Here is a 22568-nt window from a genome sequence, read left to right on the forward strand (position 1 = left end):
ACCGTGGTCGGACAGCCCCTCCGAGGTCACTCTTGTCTCGGATCTGAGACATGAGTAAAGATGGGCCTGACCCGACATCTTCCCTGTCTGGAGTGACGATGAGCAACGCACCGGCCGCAACCCACGCGCTGGCGCTGCTGCAGCTGCTCGCTCGGCATGCCGAGCCGCTGCCTGCCGCGTCCATCGCCCGCGCCCTCGGGCTGCCTCGCTCATCGACGTACCACCTGCTCACGGTGCTGCGGGATGCCGGCTTCGTCAGCCACCTGGCGGACGACCGGCGTTGGGGTCTGGGCGTCGCGGCATTCGAGCTCGGCTCGGCCTACGCCCGGCAGGCTCCCCTTGCTCGCATCTCCAGACCTGCGCTGACACGGCTGGTGGACGCGACCACGCACAACGCACACCTAGTGGTGCTGCACGGACGCGACGTGCTCTACGTGATCGAGGAACGAGCGGCGGGCCGACCATCCCTGGTCACCGATGTCGGGGTGCGGATGCCGGCCCAGCTGACCGCCTCCGGCCTGGCCGTCCTCGCGGCGCTGCCGCCGCAGCAGGTGCGAGCGCTCTATCCCGCACGCGACGACTTCGTGCAGCGCGGCGGGCACGGGCCAAGTTCGCTCAGCGCGCTGCGGTCCGAGCTCGCTCAGGTCCGGCGGCGCGGGTATGCCGTGGAGCGCGACTCGGTGACCGAGGGTTTCGCCTCGGTGGCTGCCGCGGTCCTGGACCACAACGGTCACCCGTCGGCCGGGGTCGCCGTCACGTATCCGCACGAGCAGGTGGACCCCAACATCTTCGACCTGCTGGTCGAAGAAGTGCAGCGCGCGGCGACCACGCTCAGCCGCCGCCTTGGCTACCGCGACTGATCCCCGGGCTGCCACACTGGTCACATGAGCGCGGGCCTCGACGGCATGACGTGCGTCGTGCTGTGCGGAGGGACCTCCCGGCGGTTCGGGGGCGGGGACAAGACCGCCGCCGCCTTCGGGCCAACGACCGTGCTCGGTCACCTGCTGAGCGAGCTGCCCTCGGACCTGGCGGTCATCTGTGTGGGCGACGAGCGCCCGACACCGCGGCCGGTCACCTGGATGCGCGAGGATCCCCCGCACGGCGGCCCCGTTGCGGCGATCGCGGCCGCGCTCGAGCGGATCGACTCGGCGCTGGTCGCCGTCATCGCCGGTGACATGCCGTATGCCGCTCGCGGCCTGGCCGCCCTGCGCGCCGCCCTGGCCGACGCACCGGCGCCCGCATCCGCCGTCGCCGTCGACTCCCACGGGCATCGGCAACCACTGCTGGCTCTGCACCACACCGCCGTTCTGCGCGCGGCCCTGCCCGAGACCGCGGACGGAGCGGCGGTACGGCGCGTGCTCGAGGCGCTCACGGTCGTCTCCGTGCCGGTCGACGACCGGGCGGCGGCAGATGTCGATACGCCTACGGATCTGACCCGGCTAGTGTCGGACGCATGAAGGCCATCACCCTGCCGTCCTTCGGCGACGAGTCCGCTCTCACGCTCGCCGACGTGCCCGCCCCGACGCCTCGGCGGGGGCAGGTCGTGGTCGAGGTTGCGGCAACCGGAGTCAATCGTGCAGACCTGATGCAGCGGCAGGGCCTCTACCCACCGCCTCCGGGTGAGTCGGAGATCCCCGGGCTGGAGGTCAGCGGCACGATCAGCGCGGTCGGCAACGACGTCCGCGACTGGCACGTCGGCGATCAGGTCTGCGCTCTGCTGGCCGGCGGCGGGTATGCCGAGCAGGTGGCCGTGCCTGCCGGGCAGGTTCTTCCGGTCCCCGACGGCGTGAGTCTGGTCGATGCTGCGGCGCTGCCCGAGGTGGTGTGCACCGTGTGGTCCAACGTCTTCCTGGGTGCAAAGCTGCAACCGGACGAGACGCTGCTCGTGCACGGCGGGTCGAGCGGCATCGGCACGATGGCCATTCAGCTCGCCAAGGCCGTGGCCGCGCGCGTAGCCGTCACCGCGGGTTCGGCCGAGAAGCTCGAGGCGTGCATGAGTCTCGGCGCCGACATCCTGATCAACTACAGAGAGCAGGACTTCGTCGAGGAGCTGGCCGCGGCGACGCACGACGATGGCGCGGACGTGATCCTGGACGTGATCGGCGCGAAGTACCTGGATCGCAACCTGGACGCTCTGGCCACCGACGGCCGGCTGGTCATCATCGGTATGCAGGGTGGGGCCAAGGGCGAGCTCAACATCGCCAAGCTGCTCGGCAAGCGCGCCGCGGTGATGGCGGCCGGGCTGCGATCCCGGCCGCTCCCGGAGAAGGCCGCCATCGTCGAGGCCGTGCGCGAACATGTCTGGCCGATGATCGAGGCGGGCACCGTGCACCCGGTGATCGACACCCGCATACCGATGGAAGATGTCGCCGACGCCCACCGCGCCCTGAAGGACTCGAAGCACATCGGCAAGGTGCTGCTGACGCTCTGAGCGCTTGGATCACACTCCCCGCACGTTCTTGCTGAATGGTGGGGCCCTCGTCGCACCCGCCGGTTCCTACTGACCGATGGCGGGCGATTTGGCAGGATGGGGTCATGCCCACCAATGACTCGACCAGCAACCAGTCCGACGACGAGCAGCGCTTCGTCGTCGTGAGCCAGGACGGTATGGGGGTCGCGACCTCGTCCGACGCCGAGGACGACGAGGAGAGCAGCGACAACCCCGCAGATCTCGTCGAGCACCCCGCCAAGGTGATGCGGATCGGCTCGATGATCAAGCAGCTGCTCGAGGAGGTGCGCAACGCCCCGCTCGATGACGCCGGCCGCAAGCGGCTGGCCGACATCCACCACCGCTCGATCGAGGAGCTCAAGGACGGTCTGGCACCGGAGCTGGTCGACGAGCTCGACCGGATTGCGTTGCCGTTCAAGGACGACGCGCCCAGTGACGCCGAGCTGCGCATCGCGCAGGCGCAGCTCGTCGGCTGGCTCGAGGGACTCTTTCACGGCATCCAGACGGCCATCATGGCCCAGCAGATGGCGGCGCAGGCCCAGCTGCAGGCGATGCGCCGCGGACTTCCTGTCGGCCAGAGCGGGGCGCATCCGCAGCCGCACCCGGGTGGGTCCGACGACTCCCACACCGGGCAGTACCTCTAGCTAACCTCCGAACCCGAACTCGACGCCGGTGGCCTCCTGTGAGTAGTCCCAGAGCCGGCGTGCTGCGTCCAGGTCCCGTGATGCCGGGCTGGACCTGGCGACCCCGGGCGCACCGCGCAGACCGCCCCATCGGCTGGGCCCGACATACGTCCCGTTCGGCAGTCCGGGCACCGTCGCCGCACACACGATCGGGGTCGCACCCTGCTGGGCGGACGTCGCGAACAGCACGTTGCCCAGCGTCATCACCCCGGTCATCACGCTGCCTCGGCCGCGCGTCTGCAGATCGGTCGCGGCATACCCGGGGTGCGCCGCGTAGCTGCTCAGGGCGATGCCCGCCCGCTGGGATCGGCGGGCCAGCTCGCGTGCGAAGACCAGCATCGCCAGCTTCGAACGACTGTAGGCGGCGTACTGGCTGTATCGGCGGGTGAAGTTCATGTCGTCGAAGTCGAATCGACCACTGGTGTGCAGTGCACTCGTTACGCTGACCACGCGGGATGCCGGTGCTTCCAGAAGTCGCGGAAGCAACAGGCCGGTCAGCGCAAAGTGGCCGAGATAGTTGGTGGCGAGCTGCCCCTCGAAACCGTCCACCGTTGTTCTGCGCGGCCCCCACATCAGCCCGGCATTGTTGACGAGCAGGTCGATCGGCCCGTTCATGCGCGCAGCGAACTCGCGCACAGTCGCCAGGTCCGCAAGGTCAAGTCGCGCCACCTCGACATCGACCGAATAGTCGTCTCGCAGACGACCGGCAACCTCGGCGCCGTGCACCTCGTCGCGAACCGCCAGGATCAGAGAAGCGCCCATGGTGGCCAGCTCGGTTGCGCTTGCCAGCCCGAGTCCACGGGTCGCGCCGGTGATGACGACTCGCCGTCCGAGCAGGCTCGTCGCCGACGCCGGGGTCCAGCTGTGGCCGATAGCCCGGCGGGCAGCGTGGTTCGACTCGTGCGAACCCACGGCGTAGGCAGCGTGCCCGTCCATCTGGACCTCCTCGCGGCATCGCGACGACCGTCGCGGCATGCACCGTCTGCGACGTTACTCGTAGACCACGTAGTCCGGTCGCGGGACCAGGGCGAGCACCTGCGACGGTGTCATCAACGGACCCTGCGCGGCGTCCTCCTGGAAGAACAGCTTGAACCCAGCATGCGCCGTGGCCGGGGTGCCGCGCATGACCTCCCGGTAGGTCTGCTCCTTGTCGGCGGCACCGCCGATGCCGTCCACCGACTTCACGAGGGCGATGCCCGGGTGCGAGGTGAGGGCTGCCTCATCGGAGATGATCGAGGGTCGCAGGATGTGATAGATCAGCGGCTTCTGCGGCAGGTCGTGCTGCCTCACCACCCTGGACAGCCACTGTGCGACCTCGTTGATCTCGTCGCCGGTGGTGTGTCCGAAGACCTTGCCGGGCACCTGCTCGGGGCCGACGGCCCACTCGGGGTCGAGCGCCAGCCCTACGTCGGGCTCGCGCAGCCAGCGCTCGTAATGCGTGACCTCATCGAGGAAAGTGGCCCTCCCGGGCTGGAGGTTCAGCACCAGCATGGTGCGGTGCGCGCGGGCGCACTTCAACCAGGTCTCGATGGCGGACTCGGCAATCCGACCCCGATATCTCCCGTCGGCGCCGGGTGCGGCCAGCGCGATCGTGGCGATCAGCTCCATCATCGGGAGCACCTTCTCACCAGCCGCCCAGTCCGGCATGCGCTGCAGCATCGTAGTGACCTCCTGGTCGAGGTCTCCGATGCCCAGCTGCCCCAACGCCTTCCCCGCGGGTGACCCGCAGTAGCCGAAGAGTCGGTGGCCTGGGAAGATCGTCCGCCCTCCGCGGGGCAGCTCGGGTGGAGGGGGCGGCGGGCTGGTCGGCGTTCGCGGCCGCGAAACACGCGGACCGCCGCCTCCGAAAGCGGTGCGGACATCACACCCGGTCAGACCCACTGCGGCCGCCGCCAGCATCACGGCGCGGCGACTTAACCCTTTCCGCTCATCCCCCATGCCCCCCAGCGTACGAGTGGGACAGCTGCCCGTCCTCCAGGGTCAGTAGGCGTTTTGCGTGCTCCAGAACACCCATGTCGTGTGTCACGACCACCGTGCCGATCCCCCGATCGTCGGTCACCCGCGTGATGAGGCGGATGATGTCCTGGCCTCGCTCATGGTCCAGCGCAGAGGTCGGTTCGTCGACCAACAGCAGGGTCGGGTCGTTCATCAGCGCCCGGGCGATGCCCACCCGCTGCCGCTGGCCGCCGGACAGCTGGTGCGGCCGGCGGCCGGCCGCGTCGGCCAGGCCCACCGCGTCCAACAGCTCGTCGGCCCGCTGCCGGACCGCGCGACCCTTCTCGCCGCGCAGCCTGGCCGCCATCTCAAGCTGTTCCCGTGCCGTCAGCGACGAGATCAGGTTGGACTGCTGGAAGACCAGTCCGAGCTGGGCCAGCCGCACCTGCGAAGCGGCGCTGCGGGACAGCTGAGTGACGTCCTCTCCCGCGATCTCGATGCGGCCGCTGTTCGGTGTCAGCAGCAGGCCGGCCACGGCGAGGAGGGAGGACTTGCCGGACCCGGACGGGCCGACCACCGCAATGGTCTCGCCGGGCTGCACCTCCAGGCTGATGTTGTCCAGGGCGGTCAGGGTGCGTCCGCCGTCGGGGTAGGTGACCGTGATGTCGGTCAGGGTGAGTGCAGCAGTCATCGCGCGGCTCCTAGTGCAGTGATGGGGTCGACGGTGCTGATCCGGCGGATGGCGGCGGCTGCGCCGACCATGCCGATCAGAACCAGGAGGATCAGGGGTACTGCGGTGGTCGAGAGGTCCACGACGAACGGAACGCTGTCACCGACCAGGGTGCCGATGGTGGCGGCCAGTGCCGTGCCGAGGGCACCGCCGGCAACCAGCAGGATCAGTGCCTCGCCCAGGGCGTCCCGCACGAGATACCAGGTGCGAGCGCCCATCGCCTTGAGGACGGCCAGGTCCGGGGTGCGACCGATCGTCCAGACCGTGAAGAACGCACCGATCACCAGGGCGCTGATGCCCATGAGCATGGCCTGCATCATCGTCAGCGACCCGTGCTCCGCGCTGTAGGAGCCGATGGCCGACAGGGAGTCCCCGGTTGCCATGCTGTCCACTCCGACCGCGTGGTCGAAGGCGCCGGAGTTGAAGCCGGATCCGGTGCTCAGCACCAGGACCGAGCTGTCGGCGCCGTTGCCGACCAGTCTCCCCCAGTCGGCACCGGGCACCCACACGACGGGCATGTGGCTGAAGGACGAGTCCCCGCGGATGGCAGCCACGGTGAACTTCATCCCATTGATGCCGACCTCGTCGCCCGCGCTGAGGTGCTGATTCTTTGCCAGCTCGTCACTGATCACCACGGAGTTGGCCGTCAGCCCGTGCGGCGCCACGAAGGATGCCGGGTCGGCACCGAAGAGGGTCGCCGCGACATCGTGGCCACCCACTTGCACACCGGCCTGCGCGATCTGCAACTCGGCGGCGGCCTTGACGCCGTGCTGGCGCTTTGCGGCGGCCACGGCCCCGTCCGACAGGTGGCTGGAGGTATACGACAGGCTTTGGCCGGCCGGGGGCTGGGACATCGCGACCCGGTCGCCGGGCAGCGAGGTGATGGCCGAGGTGCTCTGGGCGCCCAGGCCCGCGGTGAGGCCGGTGAGCATGACCACCAGCAGGCTGATCAGCACGATGACCGCACCCATCAACGCGAAGCGCCCCTTGGCGAAGCGCAGGTCACGTAGTGCGAGGAACACGTCCGAACTTCCTTTCGTCGAAGTCGTTTTTGAAGACACCTCCATTACGCCCTGTTTCGGCGCCGATGCCATCGCGCGCACGGTTGAACCCGGCGGAGTCCAGTGATGGATGCCCGCCTACAACTTTTGATGGATGCGGGTGCAGGACGTGCGCGGTGCGGCTGGCTAGTGTCGGGGCAATGGATCCCACGAACCGGTCACGGCACGGCGCCGACAGCACGACCGTCATGCGCACCATGCAGTTCGCGCTGCACGGTCTGTTCGTGCTGCTTCTCGTCGTCGGGGCGGTGCGGGCCGCCCAAGACCCGTCCCATCCGATCGCGAGCGTGATCGGCGCCGTGGTCCTGATCGCCTGGTATGCCGTGGGGATCCGGGCCGCGCGAAGCGACGACCCGCGCGCCGGGACCGGGTGGTTCCTGATCCTGGTGCTCGGCTGGGTCGCGCTGATCTGCCTGTCCCCGGAGTTCAGCTGGGTCGCGTTCGCGCTGTTCTTCCTCTCGCTGCACCTGCTCCCGCGGGTGCCCGCGCTGGGCACGGTGGCGCTGATCACCATCGCCGTGGTGGTCGCCCAGATCGTCGACGGCACCTCCAACCCCGCGGCGAGCGTCATCGGCCCGTGCATGGGCGCGCTGGTCGCCGTCGGGATCTCCTGGATCTATGCGGGGCTGCATGCGGAGACCGCGGCCCGCCAGCAGCTGGTCGACGAGCTGATCGCCACGCAGGACGCCGTCGCCGACGCGCAGCGCCAGACCGGGGTGCTCACCGAGCGGTCCCGACTGGCCCGCGACATCCATGACACGCTGGCCCAGAGCTTTTCGTCGATCGTGCTGCTGTCCCGGGCGGGTCTCGCCGGCGAACCGGACGGCGACCGGCTGCACGACCTGATGTCGCAGATCGATCAGGTCGCGTCCAGCGGCCTCAAGGACGCACGCATCGTGGTCCGCGCGCTCGCCCCGGACGAGCTGGAGCAGGCTCCGCTGCCCGCCGCACTGGGCCGGTTGCTCGAGCGGCTGGGAAGGCAGAGCGGCATCCACACCGACCTTGTCGTTGACGGGGAACCGCGACCGCTGCCCACCACCATCGAGGTCGCCCTGCTGCGGCTCGCGCAAGGCGCCCTGGCCAACGTGCAGCAACACGCGCAGGCGCCACAGGTCACCCTGACCATCACCTATCAGGACGATGCGGTGGCGCTGGACGTGGTCGACAACGGTGTGGGATTCGACCCGCGGGTGCGGGTGCCGGCCACCGGCGGCGGGTTCGGCCTACGGGCGATGCGCGAACGACTGGCGGATCTGCAGGGCACCCTCGCCGTCGAGTCCGCCCCCGGCGACGGCACCGCCGTGAGCGCCGGAATCCCGCTGCACTCCGTTGATGTTCAGGAGGAATCGACATGACCCGTGTCATGGTTACCGACGATCACCCCGTCGTGCGCGCCGGACTTCGCGCGCTGCTCGAGGCCTCCGGTCTCGAGGTGGTGGCCGAGGCATCATCGGGCGCTGAGGCGGTCGCCCTGATCTCGCGTATGCCGGTCGACGTCGTCCTCATGGACCTCCAGATGGGCGAGGGCATCGACGGGGTGGAAGCCACCCGACTGGTGCTGGATCGGCCGAGTCCGCCCGCCGTCCTGATCCTCACGACCTACGACACGGATGCCGACATCCTGCGCGCCGTCGAGGCCGGCGCGGCCGGCTATCTCCTCAAGGACGCGCCGCCCGAGTCGCTGGTCGACGCGGTGCACCGTGCGGCACGCGGTGAGACCGTGCTGGCACCGCTGGTGGCGCAGCGACTGGTCACGCGGATGCGGTCTCCGGCGCCGTCGCTGAGCGGTCGTGAGCTCGAGGTGCTCTCGCAGGTCGCCGAAGGCGCCTCCAACCGGCAGATCGCGAAACGGCTGGTCGTCAGCGAGGCGACAGTGAAGTCACATCTGGTGCATGTCTTCACCAAGCTCGGAGTAGACTCGCGCACCGCGGCCGTCGCGGCGGCCAGAGAGTCCGGCCTTCTGCGCTGACACACCGCGGCCCCTCCGCCGAGTGGAGCACTTGACCGTCGAGTGGAGCACGTATTCCTACTCCACTCGGACACTATGTGCTCCATTCGGAGGGAGAGATCAGCGGTCGAACAGCCAGGCCACCGCAGAGTCGGTCAGCGCAAACGTCGCCTCGCGCAGCCGCGGCTCGTGCGATGGTGCCTCGGCGATCAACGCGTCCGGATCGATTCCGCGCGTTGTGCAGTAGTCGCGCATCGTATCGGCCCACGAGCTGAACCTTGCCGCGGTGACCTCCGGATGAAACTGCCACCCGAGCGCACGTGCACGGTGCGAGTCATCGCTGAACGCCTGGCATCCCGCGCCGTTCGAACCCAGCACCCTCGCTGTGGGCGGGGGCGTGAATGCGTCCGAGTGAAACTGCGCCCACGGGCCGGGCGGACACAGGTCCGGGTCGCCCGACTCCACGGAATACCAGCCGATCTCCGGATATTTTGCCTGATGCGCCGAGCCGCCGAGGGCGCGCGCAAGCAGCTGGCTGCCATAACAGATGGCGAGCACCGGCACGCCGGAGTCCAGGACGCCACGCACCACCTGAGACTCGGCCTCCACCACGTCGCGCTGCGCCGGGTCATGCGCACTGCGCGCCGAACCGAGGAGCAGGAGCAGCTGGGTCTGGGCAAAGTCGGCGGTGCCACCAAGCGCATCACGATCGTGCAGGACGAGCTCGCCGCCGTGCTGCTCGACAAGCCGCTGCCCGACGAAGCCGGCGTCCTCGTCCGACCTGTCGGCAACCACGTCGACGCGCACACCCATGGCTTCTCCTTCGACATCTCGAACAACGCCCACAATCGTAGGACGTCACAACCGCCGTGGATCTACCGGCTCAGCGACGCTCGGGTCAGTCGAGCAGCCGACCGATCTGCTTGACGCGATGCACGGCCTCCGCCGCCTCGAGGATGCGCACGGTGGCCGTGTCCGGGTCGTCCCAGTCGTGTGGCTCCAGCCAGTCGTATGCCGTGGCCTCACTCGCCGGCGCAACCGTCGGCTCCGCCTCACAGTGCACCCGGAAGATCACGTCGATGTGCCGCGCCCGCGTGTCAAACACGGTCGCGCAGACATCGCCCGGGTCGATGCGCAGGCCGGTCTCCTCTCGCACCTCGCGCGTCACCGCCTGCGCCGGCTGCTCACCGCGATTCACCAGCCCGCCGGGCAACGACATCCCGGTGCGGTGAGACTGGCGCAGCGCCAGCACTCGGCCGTCCCACTCGATCAGCGCTATGGCACCGACGCTGAAGGTGGGTGCGGTCATCCGGATGATGGCGTGGCTCGGTCCGGGCGGGATCCGGCGAAAGATCCGGTAGGCCGCGCGGCGCAGTGAGCCGGGATGCTTCGCCGACATCAGGTCGCCTCCTCTGTCACGAGTTCTTCGGCCGGTTCATGGACCCTCATGACCTTGATCGCGTTGTTGATCACGGCGACCAGCGGCACCGCGACGAACGCGCCGAAGGCGCCTGCCACCAGGGTGCCCGCGGTCACCGTCACCAGGATCGCCAGTGGATGGACCGCGACGAACTTGCCCAGAATGACCGGATTCAGCAGGTTGCCGAAGAGCTGCACGACCACGACCAGGATGATCGTCACCACGATGGCGGTCGTCACTCCCTGCGTGACCAGGGCAATCAGGGCCACGATCACGCCCGCAACGATCACCCCGATCAGCGGGACCAGTGATCCGAGGAAGAGCAGCACGGCCAACGGGATCACCAGCGGTATCCCCGCAATCAGCATCACCGGCACCATCGCGAGGGCATTCACTGCGGCCAGCAGGACGAGACTGCGCATGTATATGGTCAGTGTGCGCCACGCCGCGTTGCCGGCCTCGCGCACGTGGCTGCGGATGTGCACGGGAAACAGCCCGACGACCCAGCCCCAGATGCGGCCGTCGTCGAGCATCAGGAAGAGCGTCGCGAAGATGCACAGCACGGCGCCGGAGACCAACCCCAGCGCACTGGTGGCCGTGGAGGCGAGACGGTTCGTGATCACGTCGGCGTTTTCGCTGATCGTGCCTTCGAGGTTGATCGTGTACCGGTTCGCGTTCCGCGGCGACATGTGCAGCGGTCCGCTCACCAGCCACTGGTCGATGGTCTTGGCGGCGCCGGTCAGCTGGTCCGTCAAGGTGGCGTGCGCGTTCGCGATCTGCGAGACCACGAACCAGATCAGCACGCCGAAGACGACGATCCCGACGATGAAGACCACGACCGCCGCAAGCACGCGCGGCACGCCGACCCGCTGCAGATACGTGACAAACGGCTGCAGCAGCGCGCACAGCATGATCGACACGCCGACCGTCGTGGTCACCAGACCGACCTTCGACAGCATCCATGCGAGCACGACGATTCCGGCTACTACCGCAATGAAGCAGACCGACCACAGCGCCGCGACACGGATGCCATAGCTCACGTCATCGGTCGCGCGTCGCTGATCGACGGCGGGAGCCTCGTCCCGCCGTCCAGGTCGCTGTCGGGTGCTCATGACGCCTTTCTCACATCGCGCTGGGTTGCGCTGCCCGAAGCCTGCCACGCCTGAGGCCTGCGCGTGCCAGCGCGTCCCTCGGTCAATGCCGGCGGGTCAGCCGACCTGCCGGGCGGCGGCCCGGCCGGCGGCGCGGCCGGAGAAGATGCAGCCGCCCAGGAAGGTGCCCTCCAGCGAGTTGTAGCCATGCACCCCACCGCCGCCGAATCCGGCCGCCTCGCCAGCGGCATACAGCCCGTCGATGGGCCTGCCGTCGACCGCGAGCGCCCGCGAGTCGAGGTCGGTCTGGATGCCGCCGAGAGTCTTGCGGGTCAGGACGTGCAGTTTGACCCCGATCAGCGGCCCGGCCTTGGGGTCGAGGACCTTGTGCGGCGTGCTCACTCGCATCAGCTTGTCGCCGAGGAAACGGCGTGCGCCACGGATCGCCGTGACCTGCACGTCCTTGGAGAAGGGGTGGTCGATCTCGCGGTCGCGTGCAGTGATCTGACGGGCGATGTCGCGGTGGTCCAGCAGCGGCTCGTCGGTCAGCCCGTTCATCTTGTCGACGAGGGTGGGCAGCTCGTCGGCGACCACGAAGTCGGCGCCACGGCTTTTGAATGCCTCGACGGGCCCCGGCGCCCCGGGGCGCACCCGCGAGGACAGCAGCCGGTAGTCGCGGTTGGTCAGGTCGGGATTCTGCTCCGACCCGGACAGGGCGAACTCCTTCTCGATCATCTTCTGCGTGAGGATGAACCAGGAGTGGTCGTAGGCCTGCAGGTCCGGCGTCGTGCGCAGATGCCGCAGCGTCGACAGCGTGTCGAACCCGGGCAGGCAGGGGTGCGGGAGCCTACGACCGAGCGCGTCGAACCACATCGGCGATGGACCGGGCAGGATCCGGATCGCGTGGTTCGGCCAGACCGGGTCCCAGTTTCGGATGCCCTCGACGTAGTGCCACATCCGGTCGCGGTTGACCGTGCGCACTCCGGCGCCTTCAGCAATGTCGATGAGTTTGCCGTCGACGTAGGCGGGGACGCCGGTGATCATTTGCGCCGGCGGCGTGCCCATGCGCTGCGGCCACCACTTGCGCACCGTTTCGTGGTTGCCGCCGATGCCACCGGAGGTGATGATGACCGCCGGTGCGGTGAGGGTGAAGTCACCTGTGACGTCTCGGTTGCTGGCGACACCACGCGGGGAGCCGTCATCGGCGAGCACGGATCCGCTTACCCCGGTGACCGTGCCGGCCTCGATGTGCAGCTCCTCGACGCGGTGCCGGTGGTAGAACCGGACCCGGCCACCCTCGGCCGCCTCCAGTGCGCCGTCGACGAATGGCTTCACCACGCCGGTGCCGGTGCCCCACGTGATGTGGAAGCGCGGCACGGAGTTGCCGTGCCCATCGGCCCGACCGTCGCCGCGCTCGGCCCAACCGACCACCGGGGTCCAGGACATCCCGCGCTCCTTGAGCCAGGCCCGCTTCTCGCCTGCGGCGAACTCGACATACGCCCTTGCCCACTTCACCGCCCAGGTGTCCTCGTCGTCCAGCCGGTCGAACTGCGCACTGCCCTGCCAGTCCTGCCAGGCGAGATCCACGGAGTCCTTGACCCGCATGTGCCGCTGCTCGGGCGAGTCGACGAAGAACAGGCCACCGAACGACCACCAGGCCTGGCCGCCCAGGTTCGCGGCATTCTCCTGGTCGAGGATCGCGACCTGCTTTCCGGCGGCGACCAGCTCGCCGGCGGCCACCAGCCCGGCCAGGCCGGCACCGACCACGATGACATCCGCATCCATTGAAGAACCTCCGATAATCCGTGATCAGACAACGACCCACGCTCAGGGCACGCTCACTCCAACCTACTTGCAAGTACCCCATCGAGAAGTCACAAATAGCACTCGAGAAGTCACATGCAGCCCGCGAGAAGTCAGGACGTGACGCCGAGCATGCGCAGCGCGAGATCACGGTAGTGAGTGGCGATGTCCTCCGGCGACCATCGGCCGTCCTCGCGATACCAGCGCTCCACGTTCATGCTCAAGGTCATCAGTGCGGTGCACGTCATCGACGGGTCGGAGGTGTGGAAGTCCTGAGTGCGCAGCCCCGCCTCGATGACGGAGCGCACCACCTCCATCATCTGCCGACGCAACGCCTTGATCTGCCGCGCGTGCTCGGCGGTCAGGATCGCGATCTCGTTGTTGGCCACCCAGGCCCCGGCACGTCCTCGCGCGTGAAAGAGGGTGAACTCGTACATGATTGAGCTCATCCGCTCCGGCGGAGTCACTCCTTGGGCAGCGGCACGATGCAGAGCCGCAAGGACTTGTTCGTGACTGTCCAGGGAGATCCCGAACAGCAGGTCTTCCTTCGAGCGGAAGTGCGTGTAGACCGCAGCCGGGCTCATCCCGGCCCGGGCCGCGATCTCACGAGTGCTGGCGCCATGGAAGCCGAGCTCGGCAAACGCCGAGACCGCGGCACGCAGCACCCGCTCGGCGGCGGGCGAATCGCCCATGACACCACCTCATTCGTGATCATGCAGGTCTTGACGTGACTCGAAGTGCGTGTAAATCTGAACAAGCGCTCAGCGATGACCAAGCATACGCTCAGGGCGCGTCGGCGAAAGGACGTGATGGTCGTGCAGCATCATCCCTTTGGGCACAGGTCATGACCACGTTGGCGTCGGACGGTGCGCAGCGCGACGCATCGCCGCTGAGCAGGTTGTGGCACCGCGAGCTGTCGAAGTATCCCGGATCCGCAACCCGATATACCTCGTTGGCCATCGTCGTGCTGGCCACAATCGTGCTGTACTACCAGTTCTATCTCGCGGGTGCGGTCGCCACGCGGATCCTGGCCGACTACCACATGTCGTTCGTCTACTACGTCAACATCAGTGTTGTCGGCTATCTCTTCGGAGCGGTCGCCTCCTTCGCCACCGGCGTCGCCGACCGTTACGGGCGCGCCAACATCGTCACGGTGGGGCTGTTCGTGGTCGCGCTGCTGTGCCTCTTCGGCATACCGGCCGCCGGCAGCAGCCTGGCCTTCGGCGTGATCTTCGTGGTGATCGGCACGGTGGAAGGCGTCATTCTGGTGGCCACCCCGGCGCTGATCCGCGACTTCAGTCCGCAGCTCGGGAGGGCCTCGGCCATGGGCTTTTGGACCCTTGGACCGGTGGTGGGAAGCCTCGTCGTCAGCATCCAGGTGAGCAGCAGTAGCAACACCTACCCCTGGCAGGACCACTACCGGATCTCCGGAGTCGTCGGGCTGGTCGTGGCGATCCTTGCGCTGCTCCTGCTCCGCGAGCTGGCCCCTGCCTTGCGTGACCAGGTGATGGTCAGCGCGCAGGACCGCGCGCTGATCGAGGCCCGGGCCAAGGGAATCGACGTGGCGGCGTCGCTGAAACACCCGTTCCGTCAGATGCTCAAGCCGGACATCATCCTGTCATCGTTCGCGATCAGTGTCTTCCTGATCATCTACTACATCGCCGTCGGGTTCTTCCCGATCTTCTTCGAGACGGTCTTCGGCTTCACCCAGTCGCAGGCCAACACGTTGGGTGACTGGATGTGGGCCTTCGACGCCGGTGCGCTGCTGGTGGTCGGGGTCATCTCGGACAAGGTCGGTGTGCGCAAGCCGTTCATGCTGGTCGGAGCCATCTGCACCATCATCATGACGATCATCTTCCTCAGCAAGGCGACCCAGCCGGATACCAGCTTCACCGCCTTCGTGTGGATCCTGAGCCTGCTGGCGATCTCACTTGGTATTGCGTACGCACCGTGGATGGCGAGCTTCACCGAGACCGCAGAGCAGCGCAACCCGGCGCTGGCCGCGACCGGTCTGGCCGTATGGGGGCTGACCATCCGGATCGTGATTGCGCTGAGTGTGTTCTTCCTTCCGTTCGTGGTCAACTCGGTCACCCCGTTGGTCGAGAAGGGCCCAACGGTCCAGGCGATCGCCGCCGGCAAGGATCCCGGACTCAACGCTGCGCAGAACTCCACGGTCGCAGCGGTGGCGAAGGATCCCTCCATCGTCCCCAAGGTCCAGAGGCTGGCCGCGCAGGACGCGGCGCAGTTGAAGACCGCCGCCGCGATCCAGCCTGCCACGCTGGCGAAGCTGCAGGCCGACCCGACGAACCAGCAGGTCGCCGCACAGGCTGTCGGCCAGATCGCCGGCAAGTTCGGGATCGGCGCCGCAGCAGCCCAGGCACGACTGGTGGCGCTCAGCAAGATCCCGGCCGCCGACCTGAAGTTCCTGAGTACCTACGGCCCGCCGTTGCAGGACCCGAAGGTGCAAGGCGCCCTGAAGTACCTGCAGGCCAATGCACCCTCGGTGCAGAAGGCCGCAGCCGACGCACCGAAGCAGTGGCGCACCTACTTCTGGGTCGCCGTCGGTGGCGAGGTCGTCTTCATCCCGCTGATCTGGATGCTGACCGGTGGCTGGGACCCACGAGTTGCCAAACGCGAGGCAGCCGAGCACGAGGCCTGGGTCCGCGAGCAGCTGGACCAGTTGGGTGGGCCCGCCCCCGAGGCGTGACGTCCGTCCCCCGAGACGCGACCTCCGTCCCATCGAGAGGGCACAACCTACGTCAGGAACTCGCGACGGTGCGCTGCTCGATCTGCGGATTGTCGTCGAGCCACGCAAAGATCTCCCGCGCGGTCCACTCCGGGAAGTCCAGGAACGGCGTATGCCCGCGATCCTTGCCCTCGACGTATCGCCAGGACGGGTGCCGGGCGGCAAGCGCGCGCGCCGACTTCACATTGATCAGCAGGTCGCGGTCCCCATGCATCAGCAGCACCGGCGACAGGATCTGGTGCAGCTGCTGCGAGTACTGCCCGCGGCGCGCAAACTGCAGCAGCAGGCTGCGTGCCGCCGCACTGAATGCCGCATCCCCGGAGGGGTACTCCTTCGCGCGATGTTCGGCGAGCTCGATGTGCTCGTCGATCACCGCCGGGTCCACCCGGTCGAAGTGGCTGGTCACCATCTTCATGGTCTCTTCGACCAACTGTCGGACGGTGCGCCGCTCCTCCCGCTTACGGGTGGCCCACACGTCCAGCCCGGGGACCAGATAGACACTGAAACCGAGCGTGATCAGCGGGTGGGGGCGGGAAACCGGGCTCGGCGGGATTGCCGGGTCGATGAGGACCGCCGCTGCCACCATCCGTGAGTTCCGTGCGGCCAGCTGCGCGGTGAGCATTCCGCCCATCGAGTTGCCGATGACGACGGCCGGCCGATCGCATACGGCAGTGACGAAGTGGTCCAGGAGGGTGAGGTTGGCCTTGATCGAGGCCTGTCGAGGCGTGACCTCGGTCAGTCCGAATCCACCCAGATCCAGCGCGATCACCCGCCCGCGCTGCGCCAGCAGCGGTATGAGGGAGGACCAGTTGGCAACGGAACCGCCGAGTCCGTGCACCAACAGGAACGTCGGGCCGTCCTGCTGCCCCTGCTCGGTCACGCAGTGGACCCGGACGCCGTCCAGGTCCACGAAACGGTTGCGGAAGGTGGAGTTCGCAGTCACCAGGTCAACCTAGGCCATGGTGTCGGCGCGATGCAGGGCGACGCCCCGCTGAATACAACACCTGTAGTCACCGTTCGATGGAAACGACTGACCACTCGGGTGTTATGTGTGACCTCTCGGGGGATCAGGCATCGACGGGCTGGCCGTCGAAGCACCGCCCCATCCACGACCGCACCACCCAACCGCCTCCGGGATCACCATCCAGCGCAACGATGCCGGTGTTCTCCAGCACGTTGCGCGCGACGAAGTCCGCGGGAAGGTTGATCCCGCGCCGACCCGACCACACCCGGATCGCAGCGCCGTGGCTGAAGACGGCCGCGGTGCCGATGCCGGTGGCCGCCACCAGTCGCACGCCCGCGTCCAGCCGGTCGAGCGCCTCGCGGCCGCTCTCTCCACCGGGCACTCGGACGTCCAGCTCGCCGGCACTCCAGGACCGCATCGCCTCCACGTAGGTCGTGATGCTGGCCGGGTCGGTCTTCTTCTCCAGGGCCCCGGCCTGGATCTCATACATGCCGCGCAGCGTCTGCACCGGCAGGCTGCAGGCGGCGGCCAGTGGCCCCGCGGTGGCCTGGGCTCGCGCGGCCTCCGAGGCCCAGATGCCCTCGATCCGCTCACTCGCCAGGACGGCCGGCAACGCCGCGGCCTGCGCGTGACCCAGCTCGGTCAGGCCCGGGCCGGGCAGCGTGGTGTCCAGCGCGTGGATCACATTGGCGGGCGTCTCTCCGTGACGGATCAGCAACAGGCGCATACCCCCATCGTCCCACTCTCGGTGAAACAACCCGTGACGCGCCGGTGAAGCGCCCTCGCACCAAGGGTGAACCCGGTGCGAGGTCAGCGCAGCCGCGGCAGCAGCGCCCGAACCGACCTACCTCGGACGACGCCGACCCACAGACCCGCCCCATAGGCAAGGTCGTCCATCCGCCGCAGGATCGCGAAGGACAACGGGTCCAGTCCCGGCCTGGTGCGGGCGTACTCGACAACGGAGTCGGCTGCCGCCGCAAGCAGCAGGGCTCGCCGTGCCCGGTGCGACACGACTGCGGCCATGGCGGTCAGCGGCCACCAGTGGCGCAGCATCAGCGCCGTCACCTGCCCAAAGATCGACAGCGAGCCCAGCCAGGTCAACTCGGCGGCCAGCCGCGTCGGATGGGCGCTGTGCCGTAGTGAGCGCGAGAGCCGCCGCATCATGACGGCCGACAGCACGAGCACCGCAGGTGCCGACCACCGGCGCTGCGCGAGAGCCGCCAGACCGATCGCGACACCGAGCGGGGAGAGGGCAGCGGGCGCCACCGTCGAACCATGCCGCACCGCGAGCGGAGCGCCGCCGGTGCCGTAGAACGCCTTCCGCGCGAGCCACGCAGGCAGCGGCCGATGGTCCGCGTGCTGCGCGACCACCGCAGGCTCATAGCGGACCCGCCACCCGCCGGCGATCAGCCGCCAGACCAGGTCGACGTCCTCCCCGACCCGCATCTTCGCGTCGAATCCCTCTCCCAGCGCGCTGGTGCGGGCCAGTAGACACGCCGATGGGAGCCAGCCGATCCGCGACTGCGGGTGCACCAGTCCACCGTCACACCCGAGGTCGAGCGAGGAGCGCACCGACTCATAGGCGGCGAGCCGACGCGAGCAGCCGGCGCCACCGACGACTCGTGGCGCGACCACTGCCAGCCCGGGGTCCTGCAGATGACGTCCGAGTCGCAGGATGGCGCGCGCGTCGACCGTGACGTCGGAGTCGACGAACAGCACGTATGCCGTGTCGACCAGCCCCAGCCCGACGTTGCGGGCGCCGGCCGGGCCGAGGTTTGTGTCGAGCCGGACCAGTTGCGCCCGGTGGCGTGCGGCGACTGCGGCGATCGGCGCCGGGCCTACGGACGCGTCGTCGACCACGATCACCCGAAACACGTCATGCAGGCCGGCCAGCAGCCGCGCCAGCCCCGCCGGCTGATCCCGGACGGGCACGACGCAGGTCACCTCGGCGGGAGCCAGGTCTGCCAGCCCCGCCGTCTCCGGTCCGGCCAGACCGGCCGCGAGCAGGTGGTCTGCCAGGCGAGCCGACGCACCTTCGGTGACGGTCAGCCGGCCGCCGTCGATCAGCGCGCGGGCGGCGGCGCTCAGGTGAACCGCACGCAGCGGCGCCCCGCCGACCAGTGTCGCGCCGCCATCTCGGACCCGGACCTTCCGGCCCACGGTGAGCACCAGTCCGTGTGGCAGCGCGGTCACGCGCCGAAACCTCCGTCGGCCTGCACCAGCGAGCCGTTGACGACGCCGCCTTCGAGCGAGCAGCAGAACGCGATGGTCGCGGCGATCTCATCCGGTTCGATGAGCCGGTGGATCCGCTGTGACCGGCCGAAGTCCTCGACGTCCGCCTGCCCGTAGAGCGCGGCGGTGGCGGTGAGCATGTCGGTGCGAGTGGAGCCGGGTGACACGGCCGCCGCCGTCGTGCCCGTGCCGACCAGGTCGGCCGACAGCCCCTTCACGATGCCGACCACGGCGTGCTTGGCGGCGTTGTAGGCCGCGAGGTGGAACAAGCCGTGGGTCGCGGCGGCGGATGCCACTGCGACGAAACGGCATCCAGAGGGATCAGGCCCGGCGAGCATCGCGGGGACCGCGCTGGCCGCGGTGTTCCAGACGCCGTCGACGTCGATCTGCCACAGCAGCTCGACGGCGGCCGGGTCGGTCTCCCAGGCAGCTTGTCCACCCAGGATGACGGCGGCGGCGGCAACCGCAACGTCCAGCCGGCCCCAGCGCCGGCCAGCCACCTCGACCGCCTGCTGCAGCGCCGCACGGTCCCGCACGTCGCCAACGACCGCGACGACGCGATCGTTCGCGCCGCGGGCCACCTGCTCGAGGTCTGCTTGCGTCGCCTGAGCGTAGGGCAGGCGAGGCTCGCCGTCCGCGACACACCAGTCGAAGGCGACCACGTGGTAGCCCTGTTCGACGAGACGTGCTGTGGTGGCCGCACCGATGCCGCGTGCCGCGCCGGTCACCAGCGCGACCCGCCGCACGGCCGGCGCGCTCATGACTCTCGCGCGGGTGGGGCGCCGAGCGTCCGAGCAAATCCGTCGGGAATCACCAGGTGCTCCGGACGCAGCTCATGAATCGAGGACAGCCCCATCCCCAGCAGGGCGGAGCCGATGCCGCTGCTCATGATGTCCAGCACGTTTTCGACACCGGCCTGCCCGTTCGCCGCGAGACCCCACAGATAGGCCCGCCCGATCAGCACGGCACGGGCGCCGAGGGCGAGAGCCTTCACCACGTCGGACCCGCGCCGGACGCCACCGTCCAGCAGCACCTCGACCTGGTCGCCGGCAGCCTGCGCGATGCTCGCCAGCACCCGGATGGTGGCGGGAGTCCCGTCCAGATTGTTGCCACCGTGGTTGGACACCGACAGCGCGGTGACCCCGGCATCGACGGCCCGCAGGGCGTCGTCCACCCGGCAGACGCCCTTCAGCATGAACGGACCGTCCCACTGATCACGCATCCACGCCACATCGTCCCAGGTAGGCGGTGCGGTGTTCATCCACTCCGCATAGGCACCGAAGAAGGTTGGGCCCTTGGCCGCGCCGGGGGCCGCCAGGTTGGGGGCGGTCAGGTCGGGCAGGTCCCCGCTTCGGGCGAACCCGTAGAGCCAGCGCGGGCGGGCCAGCACCTCCGGCGCGAATCGCAGCGCAGACCGCAGATCGATGCGTTCGGGGATCTCCGGGCTCCCCCAGTCCCGGCCCATCGAGAACGACCAGTCGAGCGTGGCGATCAGGCCCACGGCACCGGCGTCACGAGCGCGGGCCATCCGCTGGACCATCACGTCCCGGTCGCCGGTCCAGTACATCTGGAAGAAGGTGCGCGGGTTGGCCGCGACGACCTCCTCGATCGAGCGACTGGCGAAGTTGCTCAGCGCCATCACGGTGCCGCGCGCGGCGGCCGCGCGGGCGACGGCCACCTCACCGTCGGGGTGCACTGCCTGCACACCGGTCGGCGAGATGATGACCGGCAGCGAGATGTCCTGTCCCATCACCGTCGTCGCCATCTCGCGCTCTGCGCGATGACCGGCGACGTGTGGGGCGAGGCCGAGCTCGGCGAAGGCGCCCTGGTTGTCCGCGACCGTCTGGCCGCGCTCCGAACCGGCGACCAGTGCGCCGTAGACGGACTTCGGCAGGCGCCTTCTCGCGCGGCGCTGGGCCACCGCGACGGACTCGAACCACGGGTTGCGCTTCCACGGGTTCTGCATCATCGCTGGTGAGCTCGGCTCGCATTCGGGTCGAATCCCGCCAACGGATCCTCGGCGCACGCGGTCACCGGTGGGCCGGACAGATCCTCCCGACGTTGCAGGGTGAGCATCACCGGCTCGTTGCGGGTCGCGGCCGCCTTCGAGTGGTTCTGTCCCGCACCGGGAATCACCCGATCTGCGGTCAGCGCCGACTCTCCGTAGCCTTGGACGCACTCCGGGTCCGGACCGTCCAGCGGCATGCCGGTGAAGAACTTGGCGGCCATGCAACCACCCCGGCACGAGTCGAAGAACGCGCACTGCGAGCATGCGCCGCCCGCCTGCGGCGACCGCAGCTTCGCGAACAGCGGCGCGGTCTGCCAGATCCGCTGGAACCCGTCGTCGGACAGCACGTTTCCGGCGAGGAACTCGTCATGGATCGCGAACGGGCAGGCGTACACGTCCCCGATCGGGTCGATCAGACACACCACCCGACCGGCACCGCACAGGTTCAGGCCGGGCAGGCTCTGGCCGAACGCGGCCAGGTGAAAGAACGAGTCCCCGGTCAGCACGTCGTCCCCGTGCACCATCAGCCAGTCGAAAAGGACGCGCTGCTGCTCCGATCTCGGATGCAGCTCGTCCCACACCTGCGCCCCCCGACCGGACGGACGCAGCCGGGTCAGCCGCAAGGTTGCGCCGAATCGGTCTGCCAACGCCTTGAACTCGTCCAGCTGCTCGACGTTGTGACGGGTGACGACGACGGAGATCTTCGCGTCCTGGAACCCCGCATCCGCCAGATTGCCCAGCGCCCGCAGCGCGGTGTCGTACGACCCGGGTCCTCGCACGTAGTCGTTGACCTCCGCGGTCGCACCGTCGAGGGAGACCTGCACGTCGACGTAGTCGGTGGAGGCCAGGAACCGGGCCCGCTCCGGGGTGATCCGCACCCCGTTGGTGGAGAACTTCACGCCGACCTGGTGCGCGACCGCATACTCCAGCAGATGCCAGAAGTCCGGGCGGATGGTCGGCTCACCGCCGCCGATGTTGACGTAGAACACCTGCATCCGCTGCAACTCGTCGATGAGGGCCTCGCACTGCTTCGTGGTCAGCTCGCGGGGGTCGCGCCGGCCCGAGGACGACAGACAGTGCGCGCACTCCAGGTTGCACGCGTAGGTCAGCTCCCAGGTCAGGCAGATCGGGGCATCCAGACCGTACTCGAACTGCTCGATCAGGGACCCACTCCGTGGACGGCTATCCAGTGCGGTCATACAGAAGCCCCTTCATGAGCGTCGGCGCGCCGGATCATGTCGCCCTGCGCCAGTCTGATCAGTGCTTCGAGGTAGGCCGGCCACTCCGCTGCGGGGACACCCGCCGCCGCGAGCGCGGATCGCACGTCCGGCTGCTCGGCCAGTGCACGGACCACCACCACCAGCTGCGGTCGTTTGAGGAAGGTGAGCCTCCGGTTGCCGAAGTGATACGCCAGCGCGCCGAAGGGTTCCGGGCGCAGCGCCACTGACGGCGACAGCTCCCACCGCTGGTGCAGCATCGCTGACATGGCCTCGCCCTC

The 22568-nt window shown here is 68.8% G+C and carries 23 protein-coding genes; 7 read left to right on the plus strand and 16 right to left on the minus strand.

Features of this window, described 5'->3' with window-relative positions:
• Positions 1-98 precede the first annotated feature (98 nt).
• The 4 genes from FGL98_RS18235 to FGL98_RS18250 all read left to right on the plus strand — a co-directional run bounded on the left by FGL98_RS18235 (position 99) and on the right by FGL98_RS18250 (position 3093).
• The gene (locus FGL98_RS18235) at positions 99-860 is read left to right on the plus strand and encodes an IclR family transcriptional regulator (RefSeq protein ID WP_146319123.1); all 762 of its coding nucleotides are present in this window, start codon (positions 99-101) and stop codon (positions 858-860) included.
• Positions 861-884: 24 nt separating this feature from the next.
• The gene (gene mobA / locus FGL98_RS18240) at positions 885-1457 is read left to right on the plus strand and encodes a molybdenum cofactor guanylyltransferase (protein WP_146319125.1); all 573 of its coding nucleotides are present in this window, start codon (positions 885-887) and stop codon (positions 1455-1457) included.
• Positions 1454-2431 (plus strand): NAD(P)H-quinone oxidoreductase, encoded by a 978-nt coding sequence (locus FGL98_RS18245; RefSeq protein WP_146319127.1) that lies wholly within the window; start codon positions 1454-1456, stop codon positions 2429-2431. Before mobA ends, FGL98_RS18245 begins: the two co-directional genes overlap by 4 nt.
• 104 nt (positions 2432-2535) lie before the next feature.
• Positions 2536-3093, plus strand: coding sequence for a bacterial proteasome activator family protein (locus FGL98_RS18250; RefSeq protein WP_146319129.1), 558 nt, complete (start codon positions 2536-2538; stop codon positions 3091-3093).
• Here the strand turns inward: FGL98_RS18250 and FGL98_RS18255 are convergent, their stop codons facing one another.
• The 4 genes from FGL98_RS18255 to FGL98_RS18270 all read right to left on the minus strand — a co-directional run bounded on the left by FGL98_RS18255 (position 3094) and on the right by FGL98_RS18270 (position 6819).
• A complete protein-coding gene (locus FGL98_RS18255) occupies positions 3094-4068 on the minus strand; it encodes an oxidoreductase (RefSeq protein WP_146319131.1) in 975 nt (324 codons plus the stop codon).
• A 54-nt stretch (positions 4069-4122) separates the two neighbouring features.
• Complete coding sequence (locus FGL98_RS18260) at positions 4123-4791, minus strand: hypothetical protein (protein WP_222432248.1); 669 nt, start codon at positions 4789-4791, stop codon at positions 4123-4125.
• Positions 4792-5059: 268 nt separating this feature from the next.
• A complete protein-coding gene (locus tag FGL98_RS18265) occupies positions 5060-5758 on the minus strand; it encodes an ABC transporter ATP-binding protein (RefSeq protein WP_146319135.1) in 699 nt (232 codons plus the stop codon).
• Positions 5755-6819 (minus strand): ABC transporter permease, encoded by a 1065-nt coding sequence (locus FGL98_RS18270; RefSeq protein ID WP_146319137.1) that lies wholly within the window; start codon positions 6817-6819, stop codon positions 5755-5757. The genes FGL98_RS18265 and FGL98_RS18270 overlap by 4 nt, the downstream gene beginning before the upstream one ends.
• Positions 6820-6998: 179 nt before the next feature.
• On the opposite strand from FGL98_RS18270, the gene FGL98_RS18275 reads away from it, so the two are divergent.
• Both FGL98_RS18275 and FGL98_RS18280 read left to right on the plus strand, forming a co-directional pair.
• Positions 6999-8213, plus strand: coding sequence for a sensor histidine kinase (locus FGL98_RS18275; RefSeq protein WP_146319139.1), 1215 nt, complete (start codon positions 6999-7001; stop codon positions 8211-8213).
• Positions 8210-8827, plus strand: coding sequence for a response regulator (locus tag FGL98_RS18280; protein WP_146319141.1), 618 nt, complete (start codon positions 8210-8212; stop codon positions 8825-8827). The genes FGL98_RS18275 and FGL98_RS18280 overlap by 4 nt, the downstream gene beginning before the upstream one ends.
• A 99-nt stretch (positions 8828-8926) precedes the next feature.
• Here the strand turns inward: FGL98_RS18280 and FGL98_RS18285 are convergent, their stop codons facing one another.
• The 5 genes from FGL98_RS18285 to FGL98_RS18305 form a co-directional block, all read right to left on the minus strand.
• A complete protein-coding gene (locus FGL98_RS18285; RefSeq protein ID WP_146319143.1) occupies positions 8927-9619 on the minus strand; it encodes a type 1 glutamine amidotransferase in 693 nt (230 codons plus the stop codon).
• An 85-nt stretch (positions 9620-9704) separates the two neighbouring features.
• Positions 9705-10205 (minus strand): NUDIX hydrolase, encoded by a 501-nt coding sequence (locus FGL98_RS18290; RefSeq protein ID WP_146319144.1) that lies wholly within the window; start codon positions 10203-10205, stop codon positions 9705-9707.
• Entirely contained in the window at positions 10205-11338 is a 1134-nt protein-coding gene (locus tag FGL98_RS18295) for an AI-2E family transporter (RefSeq protein WP_146319146.1), read from the minus strand. The genes FGL98_RS18290 and FGL98_RS18295 overlap by 1 nt, the downstream gene beginning before the upstream one ends.
• Positions 11339-11434: 96 nt before the next feature.
• A complete protein-coding gene (locus FGL98_RS18300; protein ID WP_146319148.1) occupies positions 11435-13102 on the minus strand; it encodes an FAD-binding dehydrogenase in 1668 nt (555 codons plus the stop codon).
• 131 nt (positions 13103-13233) lie between these two features.
• Positions 13234-13812 carry a TetR/AcrR family transcriptional regulator gene (locus FGL98_RS18305; RefSeq protein ID WP_146319150.1) on the minus strand — a complete coding sequence of 193 codons (579 nt, stop codon included), beginning with the start codon at positions 13810-13812 and terminating at the stop codon, positions 13234-13236.
• A gap of 152 nt (positions 13813-13964) precedes the next feature.
• Here FGL98_RS18305 and FGL98_RS18310 point away from each other — a divergent pair, with 152 nt between their 5' ends.
• Positions 13965-15827, plus strand: coding sequence for an MFS transporter (locus FGL98_RS18310; protein WP_186526245.1), 1863 nt, complete (start codon positions 13965-13967; stop codon positions 15825-15827).
• A 52-nt stretch (positions 15828-15879) separates the two neighbouring features.
• Here FGL98_RS18310 and FGL98_RS18315 read toward each other — a convergent pair whose 3' ends face one another.
• From FGL98_RS18315 to mftB, 7 genes are all read right to left on the minus strand, one after another.
• Entirely contained in the window at positions 15880-16809 is a 930-nt protein-coding gene (locus FGL98_RS18315) for an alpha/beta fold hydrolase (RefSeq protein WP_186526246.1), read from the minus strand.
• 124 nt (positions 16810-16933) lie between these two features.
• Entirely contained in the window at positions 16934-17557 is a 624-nt protein-coding gene (locus FGL98_RS18320; protein ID WP_146319154.1) for a histidine phosphatase family protein, read from the minus strand.
• 83 nt (positions 17558-17640) lie between these two features.
• Positions 17641-19023, minus strand: a complete 1383-nt coding sequence (gene mftF / locus FGL98_RS18325; protein WP_146319156.1) for a mycofactocin biosynthesis glycosyltransferase MftF — start codon at positions 19021-19023, stop codon at positions 17641-17643.
• On the minus strand, positions 19020-19823 hold the full coding sequence (locus FGL98_RS18330; RefSeq protein ID WP_146319158.1) for a mycofactocin-coupled SDR family oxidoreductase: 804 nt from the start codon (positions 19821-19823) through the stop codon (positions 19020-19022). Before FGL98_RS18330 ends, mftF begins: the two co-directional genes overlap by 4 nt.
• On the minus strand, positions 19820-21031 hold the full coding sequence (gene mftD, locus FGL98_RS18335) for a pre-mycofactocin synthase MftD (RefSeq protein WP_222432249.1): 1212 nt from the start codon (positions 21029-21031) through the stop codon (positions 19820-19822). The genes FGL98_RS18330 and mftD overlap by 4 nt, the downstream gene beginning before the upstream one ends.
• A complete protein-coding gene (gene mftC / locus FGL98_RS18340) occupies positions 21028-22269 on the minus strand; it encodes a mycofactocin radical SAM maturase (RefSeq protein WP_146319160.1) in 1242 nt (413 codons plus the stop codon). The genes mftD and mftC overlap by 4 nt, the downstream gene beginning before the upstream one ends.
• Positions 22266-22556, minus strand: a complete 291-nt coding sequence (mftB, locus tag FGL98_RS18345) for a mycofactocin biosynthesis chaperone MftB (RefSeq protein ID WP_146319162.1) — start codon at positions 22554-22556, stop codon at positions 22266-22268. Before mftB ends, mftC begins: the two co-directional genes overlap by 4 nt.
• Positions 22557-22568 lie beyond the last annotated feature (12 nt).

It is taken from the genome of Leekyejoonella antrihumi (assembly GCF_007845645.1).
GTDB lineage: Bacteria > Actinomycetota > Actinomycetes > Actinomycetales > Dermatophilaceae > Leekyejoonella > Leekyejoonella antrihumi.

Coding starts and splice junctions, on each gene's coding strand:
- mftC (WP_146319160.1), bottom strand. CDS start 22,269: ATGACCGCACTGGATAGCCGTCCACGGAGTGGGTCCCTGATCGAGCAG.
- FGL98_RS18320 (WP_146319154.1), bottom strand. CDS start 17,557: ATGCGCCTGTTGCTGATCCGTCACGGAGAGACGCCCGCCAATGTGATC.
- FGL98_RS18235 (WP_146319123.1), top strand. CDS start 99: ATGAGCAACGCACCGGCCGCAACCCACGCGCTGGCGCTGCTGCAGCTG.
- FGL98_RS18265 (WP_146319135.1), bottom strand. CDS start 5,758: ATGACTGCTGCACTCACCCTGACCGACATCACGGTCACCTACCCCGAC.
- FGL98_RS18275 (WP_146319139.1), top strand. CDS start 6,999: ATGGATCCCACGAACCGGTCACGGCACGGCGCCGACAGCACGACCGTC.
- FGL98_RS18310 (WP_186526245.1), top strand. CDS start 13,965: ATGACCACGTTGGCGTCGGACGGTGCGCAGCGCGACGCATCGCCGCTG.
- FGL98_RS18295 (WP_146319146.1), bottom strand. CDS start 11,338: ATGAGCACCCGACAGCGACCTGGACGGCGGGACGAGGCTCCCGCCGTC.
- FGL98_RS18280 (WP_146319141.1), top strand. CDS start 8,210: ATGACCCGTGTCATGGTTACCGACGATCACCCCGTCGTGCGCGCCGGA.
- mobA (WP_146319125.1), top strand. CDS start 885: ATGAGCGCGGGCCTCGACGGCATGACGTGCGTCGTGCTGTGCGGAGGG.
- mftB (WP_146319162.1), bottom strand. CDS start 22,556: ATGTCAGCGATGCTGCACCAGCGGTGGGAGCTGTCGCCGTCAGTGGCG.
- FGL98_RS18305 (WP_146319150.1), bottom strand. CDS start 13,812: ATGGGCGATTCGCCCGCCGCCGAGCGGGTGCTGCGTGCCGCGGTCTCG.
- FGL98_RS18285 (WP_146319143.1), bottom strand. CDS start 9,619: ATGGGTGTGCGCGTCGACGTGGTTGCCGACAGGTCGGACGAGGACGCC.
- mftD (WP_222432249.1), bottom strand. CDS start 21,031: ATGATGCAGAACCCGTGGAAGCGCAACCCGTGGTTCGAGTCCGTCGCG.
- FGL98_RS18260 (WP_222432248.1), bottom strand. CDS start 4,791: ATGCTGCAGCGCATGCCGGACTGGGCGGCTGGTGAGAAGGTGCTCCCG.
- FGL98_RS18290 (WP_146319144.1), bottom strand. CDS start 10,205: ATGTCGGCGAAGCATCCCGGCTCACTGCGCCGCGCGGCCTACCGGATC.
- FGL98_RS18255 (WP_146319131.1), bottom strand. CDS start 4,068: ATGGACGGGCACGCTGCCTACGCCGTGGGTTCGCACGAGTCGAACCAC.
- FGL98_RS18330 (WP_146319158.1), bottom strand. CDS start 19,823: ATGAGCGCGCCGGCCGTGCGGCGGGTCGCGCTGGTGACCGGCGCGGCA.
- FGL98_RS18300 (WP_146319148.1), bottom strand. CDS start 13,102: ATGGATGCGGATGTCATCGTGGTCGGTGCCGGCCTGGCCGGGCTGGTG.
- FGL98_RS18250 (WP_146319129.1), top strand. CDS start 2,536: ATGCCCACCAATGACTCGACCAGCAACCAGTCCGACGACGAGCAGCGC.
- FGL98_RS18245 (WP_146319127.1), top strand. CDS start 1,454: ATGAAGGCCATCACCCTGCCGTCCTTCGGCGACGAGTCCGCTCTCACG.